The sequence below is a fragment of the Streptomyces sp. NPDC057623 genome (assembly GCF_042800355.1).
GTDB lineage: Bacteria > Actinomycetota > Actinomycetes > Streptomycetales > Streptomycetaceae > Streptomyces.
This window is the reverse complement of the sequence record NZ_JBHVGZ010000024.1, coordinates 79,380-103,928: the sequence shown is the minus strand read 5'-3', so window position 1 is coordinate 103,928 and position 24,549 is coordinate 79,380. Positions and strand designations below refer to the sequence as shown.

Here is a 24,549-nt window from a genome sequence, read left to right as displayed (position 1 = left end):
AGCGAGGGCAGGCCGACTCCGGGGCGGGGCGAGGCAGGGCGCGGGAGCGGGGCAGGGGCAGGGGCAGGGCGAGCCCGGGCAGAGGCAGGTAAGGGGGCAAGGGAGGTTCGAGGCGGGCAGCCGGTCGGCGTATAACCCGCATGGACCACCCGTATCGCCCGTTTTGCCCACCCTGCTTAGCGTGAGGGCATGACCGCCCCGATACCCAGGGACATCCCGGACCTCCCCGCGATACCGGGCATCCCCGCGTTGCTGCCCTCGCACGTTCCCGCCACGGCGGTGGTGGCCCCGGCCCGCCGCCCCCTGGCCGCGACATACCGCCTGCTGGTCGCCCTGGTCGCGGCCGCGGCGGTGGCCATCGAACTGGCCCTCGGCAGCCCCTCGCGCACCCTGAGCCACTTCGCGATCCAGAGCAACATCCTGCTGGCCCTGGTCTTCACCCTCTCGGCCCGCCGCGCCTGGACCGCCCGCCGCCCTCTCCCCTCGGCACTGACGGGCGCCACCCTGCTCTACGCCATCATCACGGGCCTCACCTACCACGTGCTCCTGGCCAACGAGACGAGCCCGTTCATGCTGCCCGGCGTCCTCACGGGCGAGGCCACCGGCCCGACGGGCTGGCACGCGCTCACCACCCACGTCCTGCACACGGCGACACCCGTCGCGGCCCTGCTGGACTGGCTGCTCCTGACGGCACCGGGCCAACTGCGCCTCCGCCCGGTGGCGACCTGGATGCTCTACCCCCTCGCCTACCTGACGTTCACCCTCACCCGAGGCGAGCTGCTCGCCCCCGGCACGCCGGGCCGCTACCTCTACCCCTTCCTCGACGTGGCCCAGCACGGCTACCGGAGCATCCTGGCCAACGCCCTCCTCATCGGCCTCGCCACCTACGCCCTGGGCATCGCCCTCGTGGCCCTCGACCACGCCCGCCCCAACCCGATCCGCCACCGCGTCCACCAACGCGCGAAAACCGGATTTCGTCTCCAGCCACCGGTGGGCTAAAGTAAACGTCGTCGCCGCGACAAGCAGTGACATCGGGGTGTAGCGCAGCTTGGCAGCGCGCTTCGTTCGGGACGAAGAGGTCGTGGGTTCAAATCCCGCCACCCCGACGCTGGTCAGAAGGCAGTTACGAATTTCGTAACTGCCTTCTGTCATGCCCGGGGGGCCAAACAGGGGGCCAAACGAAGTTGATCAGGCCACCGCGTCGCCCTCTTCGTCGTCCTCCCTGGCCTCCCCTTCCTGATCTTCGGCGAAGATGTCATCCATCGCTTCGGCACCCTGCGTGATCACGGGCCGGAGCTGCTTGCGGTAGACCGCCTCTGTGGTCGCCTGACTGCTGTGCCCGACTAGGAGCGCAATCCGCTCCAAGGGGATGCCATGGTCGGAGAGCAGGGACACGAAGCTGTGCCGGAGCTCCCGCGGCGTCCACTCAGGGTTCAGGCCGGCCTTCTTCACGATGGCCTTGAAGTCTCGCCGGACGTTTGCTGCGTCCAGCGGCTCGCCGCTCCGAGTCGTAAAGACACGGCCGGTCTGGCTCCACTCCATGCCTCTCGATGCCCGCTCCTGCTTCTGCCATCGCATGTGCTCTTCGAGCACGTCGACCACCTGCTTCGGCAGAGCTATGGTCCGGCGGCTCTTCCTGGTCTTGGTCTCACCGTGCTTGCGCACCGAACGCCACACCGCGACGTGGGGCGGGGTGCCGTCCGTCGCCTCCAGGAAGACGTGATCCCAGGTGAGGGGCCGTGCCTCTTCCGTGCGTACGCCGCTGAGGAGCGAGAGCACGAGGTAGGCATAGAGCCGTGACGGACGCGCGGCGGCAAGCACAGCTTTCGCCTGCTCCAGGTTCAGGGCCTTGCTCGGACGGCCGGGGCGCCCCTCCGGAGCGGTTACGAGTAGGGCGACGTTCCGCGCGGCCTTGTCCCTACGCTGAGCCTGCTCGATGGAACGGCGCAGGATGGCGAGCAGGTCACGCAGGCTTCGCGTCGCGAGGAATTCAGCCCTGTCGTCCAACCAGTCGTCGACATCGTCCGCGCTGAGTTCCTTCAGCTTGGCCTTGCCGATGAACGGGATCAGGTGCTTGTTCGCCATCGAGCGGTTCTTGCCGATGGTGCCTTTCTCATCCCGCCCCTTTAGCCCGCGCTCCAACCAGTCGTTCACCGCGTCGGCCACGGTGTAGTTGGCCGGCGCTTTGACGCCGGTCTGCATCTCCTTCTTCAAGTCCCGGATCTTGTTGCGGACTTCAGTCTTCGTCTTGCCGTACACCTTCGGCCGACGGCGCTTGCCGTTCGGGGCGTACCCCAGGGAGACGGCTCCCACGTAACTCTTCTTGGCGGGGTCCCAATAGATCGTGTCCGCGCCGTGGCCAGCCCGGGTGGGCTTCGGGGTCTCGCTCATCTTCTGTTGTGCCTCCATAGAAGAGGGCCGCGCCCTGGTGGGCGCGGCCCTGTGGAACTGGGGTGATCGAGAGTTCAGGCGGCGTTCTCTGCCTCGTGCTTGAGGAGTTCGACGTACTGCGCGATGTACTCCGGCGGCACGAGTCGGCGACGGCCGATGCGGACGGTCTGGAGACGTCCGAGGCGTATCTCCTCGTAGACCATCGAGCGTCCGATCCTGAGAGCCTTGGCCGCCTCTTCGGGGCGGTAGAGGAGTTGTCCGGCAGCTTCGGCAACGGTGGCCATGCGGTGGTGCCTCCTTGGCAGGGTTCCGGGGGCCCTTTTCGGGAGTCCGCGTCTGTCCGAGGTGCGGATTTCTGCGTCATCGCGTCACACGCGTCATTTGGGGTCCTGACCTGTGGTTATGCGGTGACGCGGGCAGATCGGGGCGTGTCACAGGGTGGGGTGGTGTTCTGTCACCTGTGACGCGGGTGACGCGGTGTGACTCAGGTTTGGCCGTCTGCGTCACCGTTGTAGCCGCTGGTCAGGGACCGTTTTCGGGTGGCTGGTGACGTGGATGACGCAAGGTCTCTTCTCTTAGGAAAAAGAGAAGAGGTGGTGTCTGTTCTGGTGCGGTGCGGCTCAGGACATGAAGAAGGAGCCGCTACGCGGCGCGTCTCTGGGGCGGCGGCAAGCCGCCGAACAGCAAGAGGAGCACCTCGGGCGGCGGGTGCTCCTCTTGCTTGTTCGGTGCGGTCCCGTGGTGGCGCGGGTCAGAACGCCGCTTCCTGCTCGTTCGGTGGCGGGAGCGGGGGCCGGGTCATCTCGATGTAGCGGGCGGCACGGGTGCGGCCCCAGTCGATGAGCACGCCGCGTGCGGCGAGGGTCGGCTGTAGCCGCTTGAGCCGGTCGGAAAAGACCTTGCCGGTGGTGGGCCATCCCTTGGGCAGGGGACGGCACTCCTCGCCGCTGTAGAGGGTGGTGAGGCAGTGCAGCCACTCCGATGACGTCATGCGGACTTCCTCGCCCGCGTCGAGTTCGCCGGCGTGCTTCAGCACCGTCTGGGCCAGCAGGTCGCCTTCGATGACGTCGTCGTTGAGGTCATCGAGGTTGGCCCGGTACGCGGCAAGGGAGCCGAATCCGGTTGCCGCGTCGAGCTGCGCGCACAGATGGGCGAAGTCGGCCATCCGCAGGTCGGTGGGCGTTTCCGCCTGCGCGGCGCGCACCTTCACCGTCAGGTCCAGCAGGGAGCCGAGTACGACCGGCAGGACCTCCGCGTACTCCGTCCACAGTTCTGCCTCGGTCCGCCGTACCCGGGGCCGTACGAGACGGAGCGGGAGGAGGCGTTCGGCGAGGTCGGGGCGGATGACGCCGACATCGATGCCGGTCAGCAGCATGGGGCGCCGGTAGCGGGAGCGGACGACGTCGCCGTCCGTGAAGAGTGCGCGCTTGATGCTCTCGGCGCCGGTGACGATGCAGCACATGAGGTCGGACAGGTCCGGGGGAAGGTGGGAGAGGTTGTCCAGGGCGGTGACCCATCCTGCGGCGACTGCCGTGATCATGTTCTCTTCGTCCTTCGGGGCGCGGCGCAGGTCGCCGCTCATCCCCTCGATGATCCGTACGAGCATCCGGCCGCCGGTGGACTTGCCCGCCCCTTGAGGGCCGGTGAGGAAGGGGGCGGGGACGGGGACGGACGGTTCCAGGCAGCCGATCAGCCAGGCGATGGCCAGGCATTCGGTCTCGGCGCTGGCGAAGTTGCACAGGCGGAGCAGGTGGTCGATGCCCTTGCCGTTGGTGTCCTTGGCGGGCAGGGGGAGTTCGCCGGTGAGCTGGGTGCGCCGCCAGCACACTTCCTGCGGGTCGGGGGTGTGGATGTCCCATCCAGTGGGGTGGATGCGGACGCACTTGCCGTCGTCGCGGCCCAGGTCGAGCCAGGTCGCGCCGTCGAACCCGGGCGCGACGCGGATGTGGGTGGGTTGCACGCCTTCGGTCAGCGCGAGTGCTTCGATCAAGTCCAACGCCTCCTTGAGTGCCGTGCCGTTGAACACGCCGACCCCGTCCTTGAAGAGACCGACCATGAGTTCCTGGCGGTGGCTGCCAGTGGTGCCCTGGGAGCGGATGGGCCGGGCGACGGGGTGGCCGTTGCGCTGCGCGTACACGGTGCCGTCGACGGTCCGGAAGTACCGGAAGTGCGCCTGCGCGTAGTCGGTGATGATCTGCCGGGCCGGGGTCTTGTCATCCTCGGACATGCTTACATCCCCAGTGTGGTGCGGGCGTTGGTCCATGCGTCGGTGCAGTGCCGCGGCGATTCGCCCTTGGCCTGCGCCGCGGTGAACAGCCGCGCTATATGGACGTCGGTGAGGCAGCCGCACCGGCCGTGGGCGGACAGCACCGCGAGGAACGTCCGGTACACGGTGGTGTGGACCGCGCTGGACGCCTCGGTGATGCGTTCCTCCGCCATGGCGATGCCACGCTCCAGGTAGGCGGGCGTACGGTGCCGGCACTCCCCGCCACCGGCCAGCGCGGGCACAGTACGGGCATGCGGCACCGGCCTGACCGTAGGTTTCCTCGCGGCGAGCGCGCGGACACTGTCCGGCAGAGCGGTGATGATGCCGGTGCCGGGACCAAGCCAACGGGCGTAGGCCATGGAGGACTTGATGTCCACGCCCGGCCGGACCCCGTTGGACGAACTCCTGACGCCCTGGTAGATCCAGTGCTGCCCGCGTGTGGTCGGCACGGTCCGGGTCGCGGGCAGGTTCCGCTGGGCCCATACGACGGCGTCCGGGGTGTCGAGGTCTACGACGGTGAGCCGGGCACCGCCTGGGTGGTAACCCACTCCCACAGCCTGACGCCAGGCCGGGGTCCACGCGGGCGAGGTGAGGATGGCGGGGTCGGTGGTGGCGGCGGCCCACGCGTGGCAGGGAGCCGTGCAGGCACAGGGGCCGGAGGTCTTCATGTTCGGCCGCCCGCCGCATGCGTTGCGGGTGCAGGTGAGGCAGTTGCCGACAGGGACCTTGCCGTGCCGGAGGGGCAGCACGGGCACGCCGGCGGTGGCGAGCGTGAGGGCTACTCGCAGCGGAGGGGTGGGTTGGGGCATGCTGGGTGGTCTCCTGCTCTCTTGGAGGGACTGGAGAACCGGGGCGGGCGCAGGCTTGTGGTGAGACGGCGCCCGCCCCGGGCGTGGCTACAGGTCGTCGTCGGCGTCGTCGATCGGGCCGGAGTAACCGAGCGGGCTGGACGCGCCTTGGGCGCGTTCCAGGGCGTCGGCCATCGCAGTGGCGTGCTTCTCCGCTTCGCGCAGTGCCTCGGAGACGGCGATGGCGTGTTCGGTGGAGGTGCCGTGATCGGCGGTGAGGTGTCCGGCCGCGTGGAGGTCGGCCAGGGCCGTGCCGATCTGGTCGAAGGCCTGCGGCAGCCGATGGGCAAGCGTTCCGAAGGCTCCGATGGTGCGGTACACGGTGCCGGGGTACGCGATGCCGGGGCGACGGTCGCGGGTGCGCTGGGTGGTGTGGTTGAAGGCGCGTACCGCCTCAGCGGCCTTACGCGGGTGCTCGGTCGGGTCGGTGTTGCGGTTGGTCATGGGCTTCCTCTCGGCTCAGAAGGGCGGTTCGTCGCTGTAGCCGTTGGCGGCCCACGGGTCGCGGGCGGGGCGGCGCCGTCGCAGCCACTTGGGCAGGCGCGGCAGGGGCAGCAGGGTCCAGCGGCGGTGTTCGTTCCAGCACTGGCAGGGCTCCCAGTCGGTGCCCTCGTACTCGCCGTCGTAGTGGTTGCCGTAGTCGTGCTCGATGCCGCCGATGCCGTCGCAGTTGCGGCAGTCGGGGCGGGGGGTGTCGGTGAGGATCAGAGCCGGGCGGGGCCAGGTGGCGCGCTGGATGCGCAGCCGGGGCAGGGCGCGGCCGTTCATGCGGACTTCCTCTCTGCGGTGGGCAGTTCGGGCAGTCCCGCGCCTTCCAGGGCGGTGAGGTCGAAGCCGGGGAGCGTGGCGCGGGTGACGAGTGCCTGCGCGAGTTGTTCGGCGTAGGCGGCGCCGGTGCGGGCCACCTCGATCTGGGTGGTGGAGCGGAGGGTTTCGACGCGTTCGATGTGTGCGTGCTCCTCGCGTCGCTCGTTCGTCTGCCGCTGGTACGCCACGGTTTCGCGGCGGTCGTGGCGCCAGTAGCGGGCGGCGAGTCCGTAGGCGCCGGCGGTGGCGAGGGACCACAGCAGCAGGGGCAGCGAGAGCCCGTCGGAGTATCCGGCGACCCCGGCGAAGGCGAGGGCGCCGGAGGCGGCGAACGCGGTCCCGACGAGGACGGAGTCGCCGGTGGCGTTGCCCGCGACCACGCCTGCGGCGGCGGCACTGAGGGACAGTGCGGTCATCAGCGCGGCGTTGCCGACGGAGTGTTCGGCGCCGTTGGCGTTCCAGATCCGGGCGAGGGCGAGCACGGTGGTGGTGGCGATGGCGGGTGCGGCCTTGGGCAGCGCGTCGGCGAGCCAGTGGCGGGCGGTGGTGGGGTCGTTCATGAGTGCTCCTCCTGTCCTGTCAGTTGCCGAGGTCGCTGAGGGCGTCGGCGCACGCCTGGACGACGTCGTGGATGGGCTCGTAGGCGCCGGTTCCGGCGGTGAAGAAGCCGAACAGGAACAGCAACACCGCAGCGCCCGGACCGCTCGCCCTGGTCTTGACGGCGACGACGGAGGCGGCGCCGAACAGCAGCACGGCGGAGATGGTCAGGGTCATCGCGAAGCCTCCGGGCGGGGGGTGTCGGTGCCCGCGCGGTAGATGCGGGCGAAGCGGTTGTAGAGCCAGCGACCGATGCGTATGCGCTTGCCGGTCGCGTGGCAGCGGCGGCAGTCCTTGCCGCGCTTGAGCCGTCCCTTGCGGTCGGTCTTCAGCTTGTGGCCCATGCCGTGGCACTTGCGGCAGTCACCGAACGGCGAGGCAGCACACACAGCGACGTAACACAGCGTTACGCCGATGAGCAGGGTGATAGCGAGCAGGGTGAAGGCCATGAGGGGCCCTTCCAGGCGGGTTTCAGGGGTTTCCGCAGGTGGGCCGCTATCCGCTAGCGGCCTGATCAGAATGGGTTTGGGGCGCTAGCGGGGCCGCTAACGTTAGCGGGGTGTGCCGCTAGCGCTAGCGGCCCCGGAGGCTCAGCCCGCGTCCCGGTTTCCGTCACGCTCCGCAATCACGGTGGTGATGTGGGAGCGGTCGATGCCGCGCCGGTTGACGACCTTGCCGTTGACGCGGCGGCCCACCTGGATCGTGGAGACGCCGTGCGGCTTGAGCGCGGCGGCGAGCCCCTCGGGGTCCCATCCGGCGTAGACGTCCTCGCGGAGTTCGGCGAGGCGGGCGACGACGGTCTCGGACCACACCTTGGGCTCGTCGGCCGGGACGATGGCGAGGATGTCGCGCAGCAGGTCATACGCGCTGGAGGCGTCCTGCTCCGGCTCTTCGCCAAGCGCGTGACCGGTGAGGGTGCCGGCGAGTTCGCGTGCCTTGCGGGCGCGGGCGCCGATGGCTTCGGCGGCCGGGGCGTCCACGTAGACGGAGCCGACGATGCGGGCGTCCGCACCTTCGCCGACGAAGTAGTGAATGCCCTTGTCGCCCCAGCTGAACATGGTCGCGCGTACGCCCCGCTTGTAGGCGGACGTGCCGAGCACCATGTCGTTCTCCAGCTGGCCCATGACCTTCAGGCAGAACCGGGCCGAGGCGTTCGCGGAGATGCCCGTGGGCAGTGCCTTGGCGTCCGGGCGCTGGGTGGCGAGCAGCAGCACGATCCCGGTGGCGGGACCGCGTTTGACCAGGTCGGTGCAGATCTCTTCGAGTTCCTTGCCGTACTTGTCGTGCTCGAACCAGACCTGGCACTCATCCACCCCGACCACGATCGGGTGCAGCCCGAGGTTCTTCATGTCGGCGAGCTGGGAGGTCACCTTGGACTCGGGGCAGATGTCCCGCGGCAGGGTGCGGATCATCTTCGCCCGGCGGCGCAGTTCCTCGCGCAGCGCGCGCAGGTCCCGCACCGCGTACTCGATGTCCTCCTCTTCGTCCCCGGCGCGGTGCCGGTGGGAGACGGCGTTGCCGACCGGGTCCAGGTCGCCGGTGCCCTTCAGGTCGTAGGTGTGCAGCTCAGCGCGCGGATCCAACGCTGCGATGAGCAGCAGCAGCCTGAGCAGGAAGGTCTTGCCCATGCGGGGGATCGCACCGATCACGGCCGCGATGTACATGAGTGTGATCTCGACCCAGCGTCCGCGCTGGTCGGTGCCGAACGCGACCGGCTTGAACAGGTCCGTGCTGCCGGACTTCAGCAGCGGCCAGGCGGGCTTCGTCGCCTTGGACATGTCCTGGTCGCCGACCCACAGCACCAGGTGGCCGGTGTGCTCGTTCGGTACCGCCTCCGGCCACACACACCCGAGCGGGCGGCGCAGGCCGGACGCGAGGCGTTCGCGCCGTTCGATGATGTCCGTGACCGTGACGCCGAAGGGGAGGTTGCCTTCAGCGCGCCATCCGGGGCCGTCGCGGGTGATCGGGGCGGTGAACTCGAACCCGTCCCGTCCCTTGCCCTGTGCCTGGTTGATGGCGGGGATGCCGAGCGAGCCGAGTGCACGCAGCACGATGTCCGAGGTGAGTTTGACGGCCGTGGGCAGTTCCACCGCGCGGTGGATGACGGGGGCGTCCGCCTTGCGGCCGGCGGCCCCGAGCGCCATCACGACCGCGCCGACCGACAGGGCCTGAAGCCAGTCGGGGGCGAGGACGTAGATGGCCAGTGCGGAGCCGAGCCCGATGAACATCGCGAGCACGGCGACCAGCGTGCGCAGTCGCACCCGCCCGTCGCGCTGCCGCGACAGTTTCAGGTACTCGGCTGCGTCCTCGCGCCGGACGGCGGCGAGTCGGACCGGCTCGCCCTCGCGGTCGGCCATCCACCGCAGGGTGCCGCCGATGAACTTCGCGGCACCGGACGGCGCCTGGAGGGTGAGGCGGGCGGCGTAGACCGGGGAGCGCAGCGCGTGGTAGCCGACCGAGTGGGCGTAGTGGCGGGCCACCCACGCCGACGCGGTCCTGAGTTCCGCCACGGACGTCAGCCACGTGGGAACGACCGCCCGGCGCCGTGCACTCGCGAGCCGACCGAGGTAGCCCGGACCGGTCGCGGTCGGTGTCGGCTGGTCGACCATCCGGCGCTCGGTCGGGTCGGCCGACTCGTCACCCGACCGACCGGCCTGCGAGTCGGGCGACCGGTCGGCGTCGGGTCGGGTGGTCGGGTCGGCCGACTCGGAGCGGGCCGACCGTGCCTTGTCGAGGTCGACTACCTCGCCCCCGGAGTCGGCGTTCATCTCGGCTTCGAGTCGGTTGAAGAGTTCGTCGTCGTCGGGGTGCTTCACTGAGATTCCTTCCACTTGCGGGTGTGAGGAAAGGCGGGGTCCGGCCGTCGCTGTAGGAGGTGAGCGGCCGGGCCCCGCCGGATCACTGCGGGGAGGTCAGTCACAGGTGCGGGCGCGGGAGTGGCACGGTCACCACGAGCGAGACGCCTCCTTGGGCACGATGTAGGGGTGGCCGTTGCGCATGTGGTCCACGCACTGCGGGCAGTCCTCGCGGGGCTTGAGGTGACGGTGTGCGCGCCGGTCGTGAGCGTGCTGCCAGCACTGCGGGCACTCGCCCAGAGGCGTCTGGATGCGGGCCACGGTCACCACCAGCTGGAGGACTTCTTGGCAGCCTTCGCCGTGGCAGCCTCGTTCAGGACCCGCTGCCGCTCGGTCTCCAGGGCGGTGATCTCGCCGGACAGTCGACTCTCGGCAACACCCCACGCGGTCTCCAGCTGCCGTTCGGCGCGGGCGGGGCTCTTGCCGCGGACGACCTTGCGCGCACCGGAGGCCAGTCCGGCCAGGACGGCGCGCCGCTCGCGGCCGTTCAGCGGCCACATCTCCCGCTGGCGTACGGCTTCGAGCTTGCGGGTGGTCTGCTCAATCTCGCGATCCAGGCGACGTGTGTTCGGCATGGGTCAACCCCTCCTCGGGAACGTGCAGTTGGCGGGCTGAGGGCTGTCGGGGTAGGCGCAGAGGATGCACATCCCGAGCGAGGTCGGCAGGCAGTAGCTGTAGGTGACGCGGCACTCGGGGCAGGTGCGGCGGGCGAGCATCGCCAGGGCGAGCGCGCCCCACTTGCGCGACGTCATCGGACGGACCGGCTTGGCCAGGTCCTCGCGGTAGAGGTAGGCGACCTGCACCCCCGCCTTGCGGCCCCGGTGCTGGCGCATCACCTGCGCGGCGACCGGCTGGCCACCGGGGCGTAACCCGCGCTCGCGCAGCTGGCGACGGGTGGCGTAACCGTCCGGGGCGAAGTGCCAGGGGAACGTGGGCACTCCGAACCGAGTACCGGCAGGATCGAAGCACTTGCCGTACGCGGCCATCAGGCAGCCTCAGCCGACGCGTCCGACTGACCCGCATCGGCAACGGCGTTGTCGTCGACCGCGTGCAGCTGGCGGCCGTCGGCGCGCTCGCCCTTCAGGGTGTCGCGCAGCGTGCGCGCGTTGGCCTGCGAGACATGCAGCGTGGTGCGGATACGGTCCGCGGTCAGATCCGCCTCGGTCCACTCCGTGGTGGCCGTGCGTGCCTCGGTCAGCAGCTCCTCGAAGGTGCGCTGCGCCTTGGCCTTGTTCTTGGCGGGGGTCCGGCGCGGGCGCGGCTTGGGCTCGGCCGGAGGCGCCGGCGGAGTCTCCACCGGAGGCTCAGCGGGCGTGTCCTGCTCGGTGGCGGGGGCCAGGTCGCCCATGCGCAGCATCACGCGCTCACGCCGCGGGGTCTTCGAGCGCCACGTGCGGCCGTAGCGCTCGCGCAGGTCCGCGCGGGCCAACTGCCGTTCCTTCTCCAGCGCCAGAGCCACGCCGTAGGAGGTGACCTCCCACAGCGTCATGCGGCGCCACAGCGCGAACGTGGACAGCGGAGCCAGCAGCCAGCGGGAGAAGCGGATCTTCTCCATGCGGCGGCCGGTGGCGGCGCCGATGCGGACGGCGTAGATGTGCGCGCCGATCTCGGAGAACACCACCCACAGCAGCGGCATCGTGCCGTGCGCGACCTTCGCCCACACACCGTGTCCGGCGGCGACGTTCAGGCCGCAGGTGACCAGGGTGAGGATCCAGGGCACGAACCGCACCCACGCGAGCGCCATATCCATGCGGATCAGCAGCAGGTTGGCCACGGTGAACACGGGGATGGCCACGTCGATACCGACCGGCAGCATCCATGGCTCACCGAACCCCCAGCGGGCCGCAGCCTCGGAGACGGCGTCGAAGGAGGCGATCAGACCGAGCGCACCGACACCGGCCGCAGCGAGCGCACCGACACCGGCGAGCCCCATTTCCGGGCGGGTCAGCGGCGGCACCCCAGACGCAGGCGCCTCGGGGATGGGGGTCGTGCTGGTCATGCCGCCACCCCCTTGCGCGCCGGGCGACGGCGCCGGGCGGAGCGGGCGAGGGGGACGACGTCGAACAGGTCCGGGTTCTCCTCGATGACCTGCGCGGCCATGCGGACCAGGTCGTCGGGCATCTCGGGGTTGTCGGCGAGAATGTCGCGCGCCGCGTCCTCGCGGGCCGCGCGCTCTTCGTCACTCTCGCCCTCCACCCCGAGCCACAGCTCAACCGGGGTGCCGAGCGCCAGTTCGGCGAAGTCCTCAGCAGATACGGCCTGTTGGTGTCCGATGTACGCACGCATGAAAGCTCCTGAAGTGGGAGGGACTTGGGAGCCGGAGCAGCCGCAGGCGTGTTGGTGAGACGGCGGCTGCTCCGGAAGAACCCGTGCCGCGAGCGCGGCAAGGGGGAAGTGCCCCGGGCCGGATTCGATCCGGCGCCCTCACGGCGGAATGCCGGGGCGGTGATGCAGGGGTGAGGGTCAGTCGTTCGTGGTCTCGTACCGGTTCGTGATGGGGCCGTCGGTCGTCTCCAGGCTGTCGCCGCCGCTGAGGGTGACGGTGCTCTCAACGGTGATGTCGTCGGGCAGGGGCGCGAAGTCGCCGTCGGAGAAGCCGAAGATCTTGGCCATGGCAGGTGGTCCTTTCCGGCGCGGTGGGTGGGTCAGACGGTGGCGATCAGGAGAGCGGCGACCAGCAGCCAGAAGTGGTGGAAGGACTGGTCAAGGGCGTAGGCGCCGGTACCGATGTGCGGGTTGTCGTCACGGCCGGCACGCGGGGCACCGAACCGGTAGAACTCGCCCTTGCCGATCACCTCGGCCAGCCGCGCCAGCGTCGTGCGGCGGTCCGCCCACCAGTGCGTGACAGCGTCGACGCCGAGCCCGGCGAGGGTGCCGAGCAGGGACAGGCGCAGGTCCAGCAGCCATGCGACCGGCAGCAGAACGGTGAGCTTGGTGAGCGTCAGGGTGGCGACGTGCCGGGTACACATGAGGCGGCCGGACCAGCCGGGGCGGCCCTTGTGCGCGGACTGGCGATGGGTCTGCACCCAGATGTCACCCACACTGTGGGCGACGTACAGGGCGACGAACACGGCGGCGAAGGTGGCAGCGGTCACTGCTTCTCCTCAGGCGGAGGGACTGGAACCCGGAGCAGCCGCAGGCGTGTTGGTGAGACGGCGACTGCTCCGGACTGTGGACACCGGGACTCCGGCTCCCCTCGACCCCGCCCGTACGAGACGCTCCGCAGAGCTCCCGGACGGGCGGGGCGAGCAACCGGCGCGGCGATAGCCGCCGCGATTCGGTGGAAGGTGACCGGTTGGCCGCGGCACTTTGAGGTGCTCGCGGACCGAGGATGGAGCGGCGCCGCCATGCCGGTCGATCACGGCGGCGCCCATCGCTTTCGTCGACTCACTGAGACTCCTTCAGACCGCTGAACAGGGGATATGCACTGCAAGGGGGACCTTGTCCCCACACTCCGGCCGTTGCTCGCGGTCACCGGGCCACCTCGCCAGTACGGGCCGAAACCCTGTTCCACCTGGCCTTTAGCGGGATTGCAGCGTCCCCGCCCTGTGCATTCGTGCAGGTCAAGCGGCTGTTTCCCGAGGTTTCGGGAGGGCCGCTCATTGACTAGCTTGCACTAGTCTGCTGTGGTGCACAACCCCCATGGGGTGATGCGCACTAGTTCGCTGTGGTGGGTACGCTCAGGGCATGACTGTCACAGGAGGGCCGAAGCCGAAAGCGGTGCAGGTCGCGGACGCACTTCGCGACGACATCAAGAAGATGAAGCCGGGAGACAAGCTCCCGTCGCAGCGCGAGTTGATCGACCGCTTCGGATTCGCGAGCCAGACCATCCAGAACGGCTTGGCCGCGCTCCGGGCCGAAGGGTTGATCGTGTCGGCCGGAAACCTCGGCAACTTCGTCAGCGACGGGGCTTCCACCAGCAGCGACGTGCACGACGACATCAAGGAAATCCGCTCCCAGATTCAGGCGTTGACTGAACGGGTCGCAGCACTCGAAGAGCGCTCCGCCCCGGGCGGTGCGTGATCTGCAACCAGCATGCGAGGAACGGAAGGTGTGACGTAAGTGACAGCCAGGGGACGGAGAAGCGGAGGTGGGGACATGTCCAGTGACACCCCCGTGTCCCCTTCCCTGTCCCCCCGGCGCGCGGGTGAGACTCGGAGTAGGCACTCGGAGGAGGGCACATGACCGACGACAGGCCCGCATGGGCGCGGCGCATCGCTGCCGAACGATCGGCGCGCGACTGGTCTCAGCGTCAGGCAGTGAGGGCGCTGCGGGCGCACGCTCCCACGGAGCTGCCCGCAGAGGACAGCATGATTCGCCAGTGGAAGCGCTGGGAGTCAGGCCAGATGCCGAACGACTTCTACCAACCGATCATCGCGGCCCTGTTCGGCACCGTGACGCACGCGCTCTTCCCGGCGCCTTCGCGACGGGACGGGGACAAGGAGATCCTTGCAGCGTCCGGCATGGAGACGCTGGAGATCGTGAGCCGCCTCAACCGGTCCGACGTCGACAATGCCACGCTGGACGCCCTGCGGATCACGGCGGACCGGCTCGCCTCGGAGTACCCGTTCATGCCGAGCGAACAGCTCCTCATCGAGGGGCGGCAGTGGCTCCGTCGTGTTGTCGAGCTTCACACGAAGAGCCTCACGCTCGCGCAGCACCGCGAGGTGCTCGCGCTGTCTGGGTGGCTCGCGCTACTGGTCGGCTGTGTCGAGTACGACACGGGCGCACGCCACGCGGCTGAGTCGACACGACAGGCGGCGCTCTCGCTGGCGACCGAGGCGGACCATGCGGAGGTCGCCGGGTGGGCACACGAGATGCGGGCATGGTTCGCCCTCACGACCGGCGATTACCGCGGGGTCATCGCGGCGGCGCAGGCCGGAGCCGAGACGGCACAGCATCACGGCGTGGCCGTGCAGCTCGCAGCCCAGGAAGCCAAGGCGTGGGCGCGGATCGGGGACCGCCGGCAAGTCGAGGTCGCCTTGGACAAGGGGCGGCGGTTGCTCGAAGGGATGCCGTACCCCGGGAACCTTGACAACCACTTCGTGGTGGACCCAGCCAAGTTCGATTTCTACGCGATGGACTGCTACCGCCTGGTCGGCGAAGACAAGCTTGCGCGCACGCTCGCCGAAGAGGTGCTGAGGGCGGGAACAGACTTCGACGGCACCGAGCGTTCGCCGATGCGCAACGCAGAAGCGCGGGTCACGCTCGGAGTCACCGCAGCGCGTGAGGGCGACTTGGAGCAGGCGCTCATCATGGGTGAGCGGGCTCTCGAAGGGGACCGCAAGTCGGTGCCTTCACTGATCATGACCAGCCGCGAGCTTGCTGCCGAGATGCGTCACCGGTACAGCTCCGAGCCGGGGGCACAGGAATACCTCGCCCGGCTTCACTCGCTCGCCGAGCAGAAGCCCGGGTTCATGCCTCGGTGACTTCACAAGAGGCGACCTGGGTTCACATGGACCCAGGTCCTCGCGTCATTAACCGTACGACGATTAGGCAGCCGTCGGCGTTTGGAAGTCAAGCCGCGCTCTCGAATTTCGCAACATTACGAATGTATTCGCGTAAGTAACCCCCATCGCCTCGCAGGCGTCTGGAATAAGAATACGCCTCTTGGAGTCCGGCCGAGGTTGTTCGTGGGTGACGAGCGTATGATTGTGCGCTCTCGCATAGGCCACCAAGAAGAAATCGGCCGTATTATTCAAGAATTCCGCGATGGCAGCATTCGTGTAGCTGCGAGAATTAGCCCAAACCGTAAGCGGAGCAAAGTGCGTGGTAGTGACTGCGTCAATGGGGCGAAAGAAGTCAGGATGACCGATCGCCCAATCTGCTAGCTCGTCCCCACCCTGGATCAACTCATCCCTTACAGGCTCAATGCTGCATGCTACGAAGTTAGCGTGAGCGTAATCAAGCCACGCCCAGAATCCAGGCGCTATATCAAAGGCATAGTAGCGATTCTTCGCCTCGATCAGCACGTTGGAGTCGACTAGATACATTAGGCGGCCCCGATACTCGCAACGAGATTCTCAAACGTCTGATGCTTTTTCGTACCCAGAAGATGATAGGCATCCCTGAAGGGCGTCCCGCCTTCAAAGGTGTCTGCGATCACTGCGCGTGCGAACCGTCGACCAAGACGCAGAGGCTGCGTGTTATAGAAACTGCCACCAGACTCACCCTCCCGCCCCGCCATTGCGGCGACAACACGTTGGCGTTCAGCAGCGTACCGCGCCTGATAGTCATCCCATTGAAGGAACCCTGCATCATAGAGCCGCTTCAAAACCACAAGGGTACTTACGCGATACCGACGCGCAAGACGTTCCAACTCGGCAACCGTGGCGTCACCGCCGTACTCACTGCGAATTTCCACCAGCGGAACAAGCACCTCTGCTGCCACACGATTGCACCATAGCTCCGCTTCATTGTTACTCTTCTTCGCCATTGCAGCATCAGAGAGTGCACTTTCACCGAGCCAGATATGGCAAAGCTCATGAACCATGGTGAAGATTTGAGCTGCCTTAGTATCCGCACCGTTAACGAAAATCAGCGGAGCAATGGGATCCGACAGGGCGAAGCCCCGAAATTCCTCCGGCTTTAGCTTACGATGCGTGTCAGCTCCCACCACCCCATTGACCATAACAAGAACCCCAATGTCCTCGATACGGTCGATGAGCTGGCGCAACGCTTCTCGCCAAGTCGCGAAAGCCGTCCGCTCAGAAACGCTGAAGCGCAACGCTTCCCTGATCTCGTCGGCTACTTCACGGGAGTCGCTAGACGGGTTTACAGATCCAACGAATTCGAGGTCTGGGGCGCCGTGACTGTTCGCGTAATCGCGGTACCAGTCCTGCCGCGACTGGCAGGAATAGATAGTGTCAAGGAGGTCGACGGAGGGGCGAACGATGGCGCGATTGCCGAGCGTTCGCATGTCGGGGATCGGTACAGGCTCCTCCGGCGGCTCAGGGAGGAACAGGAGTCCGAGCGGTGCGTGGGTGAGGTGAGCGAAACGCTCCAACTGCTTCAGCGTGGGGCGAGCTCTCCCGGTAAGCCACTCGTCAAGCTTCGGGACACGTTGGGCAGTAATCTCCTCCGACCATCCGGCCCGCTCAACCGCCCACTCCAACAGAGCCGGTTCCACCCGGACACGGACAGACATGCCACTCACCTCCCCCTCGACCATAGGTTAGAGACCAAAGTGACGCTTGCGAACTCTACGTTCTGTCACGGATCGGTCACCGCCGTAGATGCTTCTCTGCCCAGTTGCGTTGCGGAGCATGCTCGGGCTGTCCCTACACCAAGCTCATGCCGGCAACAGCGACGCACGTAGTCGGCCGAGCGAGCGCGCCCAGAGGCCCCGGGACCAGGCACGATCCGCCCACGATATGGCCCCGCAGGCGTCCGAGCAGGGGGCCAAACGGGGGGCCAAACGGGGCAGCCACGCCAGTACCGTCCTGGACGGCTATGGACGCCTGCGGAGTGGTACGTGCAGCTCAACATCTTGTGGACAAGGTCACAAAGGGCCTGATCGCGTTCGGGACGAAGAGGTCGTGGGTTCAAATCCCGCCACCCCGACAGCCGAAACACCAGTTCAGGGGCCTGATCCGCGGCGCGGGTCGGGTCCCTGAGTGGTTTCCGGGGTGGTCTGCGGGGTTAAGTCCACCATCCCGTCACCAGGCCCAGCAGCGTGAGGGTGAAGAAGGCTGTGCCCCAGGCCAGGGCGTGGTGTATGCGGCGGTATTTGGTCCAGGCGATCTGGGACAGGACCGTCAACTGGCTCACGTCCCGGGAGGCGGGGTCGGTGCCGGCGAAGGTTCGTTTGCGGTGGGGGTCTCCCAGCCTGGGGGTTACGGCCAGGCCCAGCAGGGTGAGGGCCGGTACGCAGGCGGCGCAGCCCACCCAGAGGAGCAGTTGCGGGACGACCGGGTACTGCCGTGGGGCGATGAGGCCGCTGCCGATCGCGCCGAGCAGGGCGGTCAGGGTCGCTCCCAGGGACGCCAGCAGGAGGCCGGCCTTGCCGTCGGCCCGCACGAGTTCCTCGCGTGCCTCGGACAGCTGGACCCTGGCGAGTTCGGCGCCCCGGTCGGGTGTGTTGTCGGGGTTCGTGTCGGGGGCGCCTCCGGGACCTCCGGGGGTGGTCGTGGTCATGTCTCTTCCTCCTTTCCGTCAGGGTGCGGCGGCCGCCCCGGTGGGCGGGGCGGCCGTCGTTGTAACTGCTGGGTTGGTTGTTGTGCCGGCGAGAGTCAGACCGTCGACGAGCGGCGGATCTCGTCCTCCAGGGCGTTCACCGCCTGCCGGACCCGGATGTTCATCGCTGCCGTGTGTTCCCGGAACGCCGCCTCGGACTCGGCGCGGTGGCGCCGCACCTCCTGTTCGATGGCGTCCTGGGCGATCTCCAGGTTCGCCAGGGCCCGGCGCTCGGCGATGCGTACCTCCTCGCTGTGGATCTTGACCGCGCTGTTGCTCTCGCTGGTGAGCATCCGGTCGTACGCGGTCTCGCCGCTCAGGTACTTGACCAGCACGGGGAGCACGTCCAGCAGTACGAACAGCAGGCGGACCAGCCAGATGCCCACGAACAGCACCGGGTTCCCGCTCGCGAGTTCGTCAAGCGCCCGGATCCGCTCCAGGACACCGATCTCCTTCTGCTTGGCGCGTTCCTGGTCCAGCCGCCGTTCGATGCCGTCGGCCCGGGATTCGAGGAACTCGCCGCGTGACGAGGTCAGCTGGGCCTCGATCTCCGAGATGCGGGTGTTCATGCCGGCGAGGCGCTTCTCGTTCGCACCGGTGCGGTGGGTGGTCCGGTAGTCCCGCGCCTTGTCGCGCAGGCGCAGGCACTCGGACGTGCGCTGGTACAGGCCGGTGGCGGCGATGCGGACCAGCCGGCGGCACTCGTCCCGTACCTCGGAGTCGATGTCCTCCAGCCTGCCGCTGTCCCGGTCCACCCGCTCCTGGAGAGCGGCGGCGTCCGAGCGCAGGGCGGCCAGTTCCTCGACCCGTTCGCCGGGCGTCGCGCGGAAGGAGAGGACGTACGTCCGGTCGCAGCCCTCCGGGGTGACGGTCCGCGTCGTGGACGGTACGGGGTTGCAGCGGACCAGGTTGGTGCGCAACCGGTCGACGGCGTCCGTGCGTTCGTCCGCGACGCGTTCCTCGATGGCCGTCTGGAAGATGCGCAGCACCAGGGGCTCGGCGATCACCGTGCCCAGCAGCAGGGCGATCAGCAGACGGGTGAGGAGCGGCCCGACCCGTTGCCGCGCGTTCGGCTGCGGTGTGACCAGCCAGCGGTCGAGGTTGAGTACGAACAGCATCCAGATGACCGTCGGGACCAGGGCCATGAGGGAGACCCTGCCGAGTGCCTCCGTCGCGAAGTTCCACATGGAGAACGCCGCGATGACGGAGGTACCGAGCACCACCCCGCCGAGGGCCGTGTACTTGCTCCGCTCGTACCTGACCTTGGCCAGCAACTCCTCGTCGACGCCGGTCAGGGTGCGTAGCCGGCGCGCGGCGTCGTAGTCGGCCGGGCGGCGGGGGGCGCGGGCGGAGGGCCCGTCCGTGGTGTGGGCGGCGGTGCGGGCGGTGGTGCGGCCGCTCGGCGGGCGGGCGGCGGGCGCACCGTCGGCGCCCTGGTCGCCCGCCGTACCGGAGGCCGTCGCGTGGTTCGTCAGGAACTCAGTCAACGAGATCGTCCTCGTCCTTGACGAAACCGCCCTGCGGGTCGCGTGAGCCGTCCCGGCCCGCGGCCGGGCGGCCGGGGCGGGCCTGCCCCGACTCGACCATGCGGGCGGTGTCCGCGGCGGCTCCGATGCCGGGCGTCGCCTGGCCGCCCGTCTCCCGCAGCACCTGTTCCAGCACCTGGTGGTAGTCGACGTACTCGCTGCCGCCCATCTGCCGCAGCAGCGTCAGCAGCATCTCGCGGCGCATCTGCGCCTCCGAGGTCTCCAGCGACTGCGCGTGGGCCCGGTCCGTCGCCTCGGCCTCGTGGCGGCGGTCCGAGTCCTTCGCGGTGCTCCGGTGGATGCGGGCCGCCGCCTCGGTGACGTCGATCTCCTTGCGGGCGATGCCGAAGGCGTCGACGTGGTCGGACCCCTGGGAGAGCAGTTCCGCGATCCGCATGGCGTCCTGCGTCTCGAAGTCGCGCTGTCCGCGCTGGAGTTCCCAGGAGCGCCGCTCGTCGCGCAGCCGCTGCTCCCAGTCCCGCAGGTCGTCCGACGCATGCACCTCGGCGTTCACGAACTCGACGCTCATGCCCGCGACCCGCGGCGGCACGATCGCGCTGTAGGCGGTCATCCGGTGGCCGGCCTCGGTGCGCACCGCGTTGATCTCCTCCACGCGGTGTCCGGCGCTCACCCTCGGCAGGTCGCTGTCGCCCATCAGGTAGGCGCGCAGGGGAACGGTGACGTCGATGATGCCCTGCCGGGCGATGACGGTCGGGTCGGTCACCTGGCAGGTGAAGGATGCCCGCATGGTGAAGTTGTCCGCCTCGCTCACCGAGGGCAGCGGGCGCTCCACGTCGACCAGGCGGGCCCGGGTGTCGACCAGGCTGACCGAGGAGGCGTCGAGCACGTCCGGGTGGGACGGGTCGAACACCATGCCCTCGGGGAAGGTGCGGTAGTTCCCGCCGACCCTGAAGACGTAGACCGCGCCGGGCGGCAGCTGCGGTACGTCCTCTCGGCGGCGACGCCGAGACCACCAGGTGCCCTGGACCGTGGCCAGGATGTGCTCGGCTATGACCGGGTAGTTCACTTGCTTCGGCCTCCTTGAGCGGAAGGGAAGGGAGGAGTGGATCTGGAGGAGGTGAGGGGTTGGGTGGAGCGCCTGGAGTCCGCCGACGCGCGGCCGCGCAGTGATCCGAGGAGCACCTGCGCCAGTTGGCCGGCACCGGGGATGGCGTAGTCGGGGTGCTTCAACGCGATGGACAGGTGGTGGCGCAGCGCGGTCCACTGCCTCGGGCTCATGGCGTTGCGCATGGCTTCGCCGAGTTCCTGTACGGCGCCGGTGACGGAGGGGTCCTCGCGCAGGTGCACCAGCGTGCGGCACAGCGCGCTGACCGCGCGGCTGCGGCTGCTGCTGTGCAGGACGTGTGCCCACAGCGATCCGAGGTGGCGGGCGCTGTCCGGGACCGTGCGCAGCAGTGCCGCGGTGAAGGGCTCGGAGGGAGCCTCCAGCCGGTTGGCCTCCAGGAGCTGGACGGCGGTCCGCAGGGCGATCGACCGCTCCCGGGAACCGGGCCCGGCCTTCGCGATCACGGTCCGGACGTACCGGAGGATCAACAGGGCACGTTCGGGGTCCTGTTCCGCGGTCTGCAGCAGCAGGACCAGGGAACGGCGGGCCGAGAACGCGACCCGCTCGCCCCGGTTCGCCAGGAACCACAGCCAGTTGAGCGCCTCCAGGCGGTAGAGCGAGCCGAGGCGCCCCGTCAGCGCCATGGCCGCCGTCACCGCTCGCCCGGCGCCGCGGTTGTCCACCCAGCCGAGGACGATGTTCCGGGCCTGCGGGGCGAGATGCTCCACGCCGCACATGAACTGGAGCGTCAGCGCGGCGGTGACCCGCTGGCTGGTGATGCCGTCGGACCACACCTGCAGCAGGTTCTCGTCGACCTCGACCAGCGCGTACCGGGCGAGGAGCGCCACGCCCCGGGCCACCTCCGCCCGGGTGTCCAGGTCGCCCAGCAGGGCGAGTTCGCCCAGCCACTGGCGCAGCGGATACCAGAGCTCGTAGCCGTAGAGGTCGTGCAGCTCCTCGATGACGAGTTCGCGGATGCGCGGCGAGGTGAAGACGAGGCACCGCTCGCTGCGGCCGGAGTCCCGGCTCGGGCCGAGACGGGACTCCGTCGTCACGAGCCCGACCGCCCGCTCTCGCCACCGGGCCCGGGACTGCCCGGTCACGGCACCGCTCAGCGGCGCCCCGGCCGGGCCGTCCGGCTCGGCGACCGGTGTCTCTCCGCTCTGCTCCCAGTTGCGCACATGGGCGGCGAGAGCGGCGCACTGCTTCTCGAACGTCCGCTCCGGGATGCCCTCCAGGAAGGCCAGGGCCGCGAGCGCGAGCAGGTCGTCCGCGTCCGGCCGCTTGCGGAACCACGCCTGGACCAGCTCCCGGTGCCGGTCGCGCAGGGTCTCCAGTGCCGCCTGCGGGCCCTTCCGGGACAGCGCCACGGCCGCGGCGACGACGTCGGCCGGCCGCCGCTGTTCGCCGACCCGCTCCAGCAGCTCCGTCTCGGTGTCCGGTTCGAGGCCGGCGTACGGCAGCTTCTCCCGGCAGTGGTCGAACAGCTCCACGGGGTCGGGGGCCCGCCACGGCACACAGTGGTCCCGCAGGGCGAGGCGGCGGCGGGCCGTGTCGCCGGCCGTGATGACCAGGTACGACCCCTTGCGGCGCAGTTCCTCGCTCAGCCGCCCGATCTCGTAGACCTGCACGGCCTCGGCATGCAGCTCGCCGACGTAGTCGAGGATGACGTACCCCTGCCCGGGCTTGAGGTCCCGTGAAGCGGCCAGCTCGGCGAGGGCGTTGGCGGGCGAGAGGCTGCGCAGCCTGGCTCCCTCGCCCAGGATCTTCCTGAGCAGGGCGAGGGAGCCGGCGCCCCGGCCGCAGTTGTCCGGACCGGTCAGCACCACGAGAGCGCCCTCGTGCAGCTTGCCGAGCGCCTCGTCGAAGCAGTGCTGCGGCGGGACGTAGAACCGCAGGGCGCGGTCCGCCTCGTCGGGCTCGATGGTGCCGGGGGCGAGGCCGGGAGAGGAGGTGGCGCCGAAGCCGAACGCCGCTCCGGAGGCGTCGACGCCGCCGTAGAAGTTGTTGTTGACGAGCTGGTGGACGCGGCGCAGATCGTCGTAGCCCCGGTCGTCCTCCTCTCGTTCCTCCTGCTCCTTGCGCCGCTCGAAAGTCGCCTCCGGTCCCGGGTCCGAGTCGGGGGCGTCCTCCGCGGCCTCCGGCGCACCGCCCGCGTCCTGCGGCGTGGGCGGTGCGGCGTCCTCGTCGGGAGGGGGCGCGGGCGATGCGGGTGATACGGCCGGTCCGCCGTCGGCCGGGTCCGACGCGTCAGCCACCCGCGCTCCCGAAGCCGAAGACGGCGCCCCGGGCATCCACGGGTCCGGCCATGTTGGTGACGTTGATCTGGTCGGCCTGGTAGGCGTTGCTGATCGGCGTCGCGCCGTCGGCTCCGCCCGCGGCGGCCGGTCCGGGCCGGTCCGCCGCGGGCTCCCCCGACGCCGGGGCCGCGGGCTTCCCCGGCTCCGCGGTCCCGGGCTCGTGTGAGGCGGTGGCCGGTGCGCCGAGCGCGGGCACGCGCAGCCAGGCCGTGGCCTCGTACTCCTTCACCTGGACGGTGACGTGGGCGAAGTCCTCGGGGGTCAGGGTCGTGTGACCGCCCGCCACCACGGACCGGAACACGTCGTCGGACAGCAACAGCGCCAGGTCGGCGTGCGGGTGCGCGGCCAGGGCACGGTAGAGCGGGGGCGCGTTCAGCAGGCGCGCCGTGGCCACCACGGCCGAACCGGCGAAGCCGTTGTCGGCCAGCGCCACCAGCCCCTGGTGGATGACGGCCCGCAGCCTCATCCGGGCGGCGGGAACGCGCTGGGCGTTGTACTCGCGCAGCTCGGCGACGAGATGGCGGACGTAGTCGTCGACCAGCCGTGGTTCGGTGCCGTCCAGGGGGCGCACCGCGAGCTGCTCGTCGCCCTTGCGCTGGATGTGCCACTGGGCGCGGTCCAGGCCGGCGCCCCAGGCGGCCCGGTCGAGGAGCCTCGGCAGGTCGTGCTGGGTTTCGGACTGCCTACGGTCGTTCTTGCTGCCGTAGGCCTGGGCGTCCACGGCTATACAGGTGCAGGGATAGAACCCGGGCCACTCATCCACCCGATCATTCCTCTCTGGGCAGGCCATGGGCGGACACTGCCCATGTAGTGCGTGCGGGAGAGGCTAGGAGAGAGTGGGTGAAGTGATTCCGTATCAATACGGGTTGTCGGCCACGACTTTGGCGAATTCCAGCAGTTTGGGAACGTCACAGATGGTTATGTTGCGGTAACTGCGTTCCACCAGCCCCTTGGCCGCCAGGGCGGCCAGGCTCTTTTCGGCCGTGTTGAGGGCCAGGCCCGCCAGCGACGCGAGTTCCTTCTGGGTGAGCGTCACGCCGAGGTCGCACCGCTTGCCGTCGCCGTCCGGCACGGGCTGGGCGTAGGCCTGACTCAGCTCGGCCAGGACGCGGGCCAGGCGGGTCAGCGAGTCGTATGCCTGGAAGTCGATCCGGCGCCGGTTGGCCCAGCGCAGCCGGGCGCACAGCATGTGGAGGATGGCCCGCATGGCGTCCGGGTGGCGGGCGAGGAAGGTCTCCAGCGCCCGCACCTGGATGATCCGGGCGCTCACGTCGCTGCACGCGACGACCGTGCCGGACCTGGGGCGCTCCTCGAAGGCCGCCATTTCGCCGACCAGCTCACCCGCTATACGGACGGCGAGCAGCATGTCGTAGCCGCTCTCCGCGCTGGCGACCACTTTCACGACACCGCTGGTGACCAACAGGACGTGCCGGCTCTCCTCGCCCTGTTGCAGTAGTGCCCGATGTGGCGGATAGGTGATCGGGGTTCCCTGGTCCAGGAGTTCGTCACGTGTCGTATTCCGTAACAGGCCGAGAAAGGTGGACGGCGGCCAAGCGCGATTCACCAGCACCCCCGACGATCTCCGCGGCGCAGCGCGCCATCCAAATGCCTGACCATGCTGCCGCCGAGCGGTGTTCCCGCACACGGCCAGAACGGCATGTGGCCTGTTTTCTCGCTTCCCAGCCGGAATTGACCGAATGGGTGTTCTTTACACGAAC

28 protein-coding genes and 1 tRNA gene are annotated in these 24,549 nt (G+C 69.1%); 4 read left to right on the top strand and 25 right to left on the bottom strand.

The window, feature by feature from the left end:
- Nucleotides 1–189: 189 nt before the first annotated feature.
- Both ACFU95_RS24485 and ACFU95_RS24480 read left to right on the top strand, forming a co-directional pair.
- Entirely contained in the window at nt 190–999 is an 810-nt protein-coding gene (locus tag ACFU95_RS24485; RefSeq protein ID WP_383831312.1) for a Pr6Pr family membrane protein, read from the top strand.
- A gap of 33 nt (nt 1,000–1,032) precedes the next feature.
- A tRNA-Pro gene (locus ACFU95_RS24480) sits at nt 1,033–1,106 on the top strand.
- An 82-nt stretch (nt 1,107–1,188) separates the two neighbouring features.
- Here ACFU95_RS24480 and xerC read toward each other — a convergent pair.
- The 17 genes from xerC to ACFU95_RS24395 all read right to left on the bottom strand — a co-directional run bounded on the left by xerC (nt 1,189) and on the right by ACFU95_RS24395 (nt 12,859).
- Entirely contained in the window at nt 1,189–2,391 is a 1,203-nt protein-coding gene (gene xerC, locus ACFU95_RS24475) for a tyrosine recombinase XerC (RefSeq protein ID WP_383831310.1), read from the bottom strand.
- A 74-nt stretch (nt 2,392–2,465) separates the two neighbouring features.
- Nucleotides 2,466–2,675, bottom strand: coding sequence for a helix-turn-helix domain-containing protein (locus tag ACFU95_RS24470; protein WP_383831308.1), 210 nt, complete (start codon nt 2,673–2,675; stop codon nt 2,466–2,468).
- Between the two features lie 467 nt (nt 2,676–3,142).
- A complete protein-coding gene (locus ACFU95_RS24465) occupies nt 3,143–4,618 on the bottom strand; it encodes an ATP-binding protein (protein ID WP_383831306.1) in 1,476 nt (491 codons plus the stop codon).
- 2 nt (nt 4,619–4,620) lie between these two features.
- Nucleotides 4,621–5,466 carry a bifunctional DNA primase/polymerase gene (locus ACFU95_RS24460; RefSeq protein WP_383831304.1) on the bottom strand — a complete coding sequence of 282 codons (846 nt, stop codon included), beginning with the start codon at nt 5,464–5,466 and terminating at the stop codon, nt 4,621–4,623.
- Nucleotides 5,467–5,553: 87 nt separating this feature from the next.
- Nucleotides 5,554–5,949 (bottom strand): hypothetical protein, encoded by a 396-nt coding sequence (locus tag ACFU95_RS24455; RefSeq protein ID WP_383831302.1) that lies wholly within the window; start codon nt 5,947–5,949, stop codon nt 5,554–5,556.
- Nucleotides 5,950–5,964: 15 nt separating this feature from the next.
- The gene (locus ACFU95_RS24450; RefSeq protein ID WP_383831301.1) at nt 5,965–6,273 is read right to left on the bottom strand and encodes a hypothetical protein; all 309 of its coding nucleotides are present in this window, start codon (nt 6,271–6,273) and stop codon (nt 5,965–5,967) included.
- A complete protein-coding gene (locus tag ACFU95_RS24445) occupies nt 6,270–6,872 on the bottom strand; it encodes a hypothetical protein (protein WP_383831299.1) in 603 nt (200 codons plus the stop codon). The genes ACFU95_RS24450 and ACFU95_RS24445 overlap by 4 nt, the downstream gene beginning before the upstream one ends.
- A gap of 19 nt (nt 6,873–6,891) precedes the next feature.
- Complete coding sequence (locus tag ACFU95_RS24440) at nt 6,892–7,086, bottom strand: hypothetical protein (RefSeq protein ID WP_383831297.1); 195 nt, start codon at nt 7,084–7,086, stop codon at nt 6,892–6,894.
- Complete coding sequence (locus ACFU95_RS24435) at nt 7,083–7,358, bottom strand: hypothetical protein (protein WP_383831295.1); 276 nt, start codon at nt 7,356–7,358, stop codon at nt 7,083–7,085. Before ACFU95_RS24435 ends, ACFU95_RS24440 begins: the two co-directional genes overlap by 4 nt.
- A gap of 141 nt (nt 7,359–7,499) precedes the next feature.
- A complete protein-coding gene (locus tag ACFU95_RS24430; RefSeq protein WP_383831293.1) occupies nt 7,500–9,725 on the bottom strand; it encodes a cell division protein FtsK in 2,226 nt (741 codons plus the stop codon).
- Nucleotides 9,726–9,854: 129 nt separating this feature from the next.
- On the bottom strand, nt 9,855–10,031 hold the full coding sequence (locus ACFU95_RS24425; protein WP_383831374.1) for a pRL2-8: 177 nt from the start codon (nt 10,029–10,031) through the stop codon (nt 9,855–9,857).
- Entirely contained in the window at nt 10,028–10,339 is a 312-nt protein-coding gene (locus tag ACFU95_RS24420) for a hypothetical protein (RefSeq protein WP_383831291.1), read from the bottom strand. The genes ACFU95_RS24425 and ACFU95_RS24420 overlap by 4 nt, the downstream gene beginning before the upstream one ends.
- Before the next feature lie 3 nt (nt 10,340–10,342).
- A complete protein-coding gene (locus ACFU95_RS24415; protein ID WP_383831289.1) occupies nt 10,343–10,750 on the bottom strand; it encodes an RRQRL motif-containing zinc-binding protein in 408 nt (135 codons plus the stop codon).
- Nucleotides 10,750–11,763 carry a DUF2637 domain-containing protein gene (locus ACFU95_RS24410; RefSeq protein ID WP_383831287.1) on the bottom strand — a complete coding sequence of 338 codons (1,014 nt, stop codon included), beginning with the start codon at nt 11,761–11,763 and terminating at the stop codon, nt 10,750–10,752. Before ACFU95_RS24410 ends, ACFU95_RS24415 begins: the two co-directional genes overlap by 1 nt.
- A complete protein-coding gene (locus tag ACFU95_RS24405; RefSeq protein ID WP_383831285.1) occupies nt 11,760–12,050 on the bottom strand; it encodes a hypothetical protein in 291 nt (96 codons plus the stop codon). Before ACFU95_RS24405 ends, ACFU95_RS24410 begins: the two co-directional genes overlap by 4 nt.
- A gap of 177 nt (nt 12,051–12,227) precedes the next feature.
- Nucleotides 12,228–12,377 carry a hypothetical protein gene (locus ACFU95_RS24400; protein WP_383831283.1) on the bottom strand — a complete coding sequence of 50 codons (150 nt, stop codon included), beginning with the start codon at nt 12,375–12,377 and terminating at the stop codon, nt 12,228–12,230.
- Nucleotides 12,378–12,409: 32 nt separating this feature from the next.
- A complete protein-coding gene (locus ACFU95_RS24395; RefSeq protein WP_383831281.1) occupies nt 12,410–12,859 on the bottom strand; it encodes a transcriptional regulator in 450 nt (149 codons plus the stop codon).
- Nucleotides 12,860–13,451: 592 nt separating this feature from the next.
- Between ACFU95_RS24395 and ACFU95_RS24390 the strand changes: the two genes are divergently transcribed.
- Together ACFU95_RS24390 and ACFU95_RS24385 are read left to right on the top strand one after the other, a co-directional pair.
- Nucleotides 13,452–13,787 carry a GntR family transcriptional regulator gene (locus tag ACFU95_RS24390; protein WP_383831279.1) on the top strand — a complete coding sequence of 112 codons (336 nt, stop codon included), beginning with the start codon at nt 13,452–13,454 and terminating at the stop codon, nt 13,785–13,787.
- A gap of 158 nt (nt 13,788–13,945) precedes the next feature.
- Nucleotides 13,946–15,193, top strand: a complete 1,248-nt coding sequence (locus ACFU95_RS24385; RefSeq protein ID WP_383831277.1) for an XRE family transcriptional regulator — start codon at nt 13,946–13,948, stop codon at nt 15,191–15,193.
- A gap of 63 nt (nt 15,194–15,256) precedes the next feature.
- Here the strand turns inward: ACFU95_RS24385 and ACFU95_RS24380 are convergent, their stop codons facing one another.
- From ACFU95_RS24380 to ACFU95_RS24345, 8 genes are all read right to left on the bottom strand, one after another.
- The gene (locus tag ACFU95_RS24380) at nt 15,257–15,757 is read right to left on the bottom strand and encodes a DUF4411 family protein (RefSeq protein WP_383831275.1); all 501 of its coding nucleotides are present in this window, start codon (nt 15,755–15,757) and stop codon (nt 15,257–15,259) included.
- A complete protein-coding gene (locus tag ACFU95_RS24375; protein WP_383831273.1) occupies nt 15,757–16,911 on the bottom strand; it encodes an ImmA/IrrE family metallo-endopeptidase in 1,155 nt (384 codons plus the stop codon). Before ACFU95_RS24375 ends, ACFU95_RS24380 begins: the two co-directional genes overlap by 1 nt.
- A 494-nt stretch (nt 16,912–17,405) precedes the next feature.
- Complete coding sequence (locus ACFU95_RS24370) at nt 17,406–17,900, bottom strand: hypothetical protein (RefSeq protein WP_383831271.1); 495 nt, start codon at nt 17,898–17,900, stop codon at nt 17,406–17,408.
- A 95-nt stretch (nt 17,901–17,995) separates the two neighbouring features.
- Entirely contained in the window at nt 17,996–19,426 is a 1,431-nt protein-coding gene (locus tag ACFU95_RS24365) for a DUF4407 domain-containing protein (protein ID WP_383831269.1), read from the bottom strand.
- On the bottom strand, nt 19,419–20,492 hold the full coding sequence (locus ACFU95_RS24360) for a hypothetical protein (protein WP_383831268.1): 1,074 nt from the start codon (nt 20,490–20,492) through the stop codon (nt 19,419–19,421). Before ACFU95_RS24360 ends, ACFU95_RS24365 begins: the two co-directional genes overlap by 8 nt.
- The gene (locus ACFU95_RS24355) at nt 20,489–22,789 is read right to left on the bottom strand and encodes a hypothetical protein (RefSeq protein ID WP_383831266.1); all 2,301 of its coding nucleotides are present in this window, start codon (nt 22,787–22,789) and stop codon (nt 20,489–20,491) included. Before ACFU95_RS24355 ends, ACFU95_RS24360 begins: the two co-directional genes overlap by 4 nt.
- Nucleotides 22,782–23,594 carry a hypothetical protein gene (locus ACFU95_RS24350; protein ID WP_383831264.1) on the bottom strand — a complete coding sequence of 271 codons (813 nt, stop codon included), beginning with the start codon at nt 23,592–23,594 and terminating at the stop codon, nt 22,782–22,784. Before ACFU95_RS24350 ends, ACFU95_RS24355 begins: the two co-directional genes overlap by 8 nt.
- Nucleotides 23,595–23,687: 93 nt before the next feature.
- Entirely contained in the window at nt 23,688–24,395 is a 708-nt protein-coding gene (locus tag ACFU95_RS24345; protein WP_383831372.1) for a Crp/Fnr family transcriptional regulator, read from the bottom strand.
- Nucleotides 24,396–24,549 lie beyond the last annotated feature (154 nt).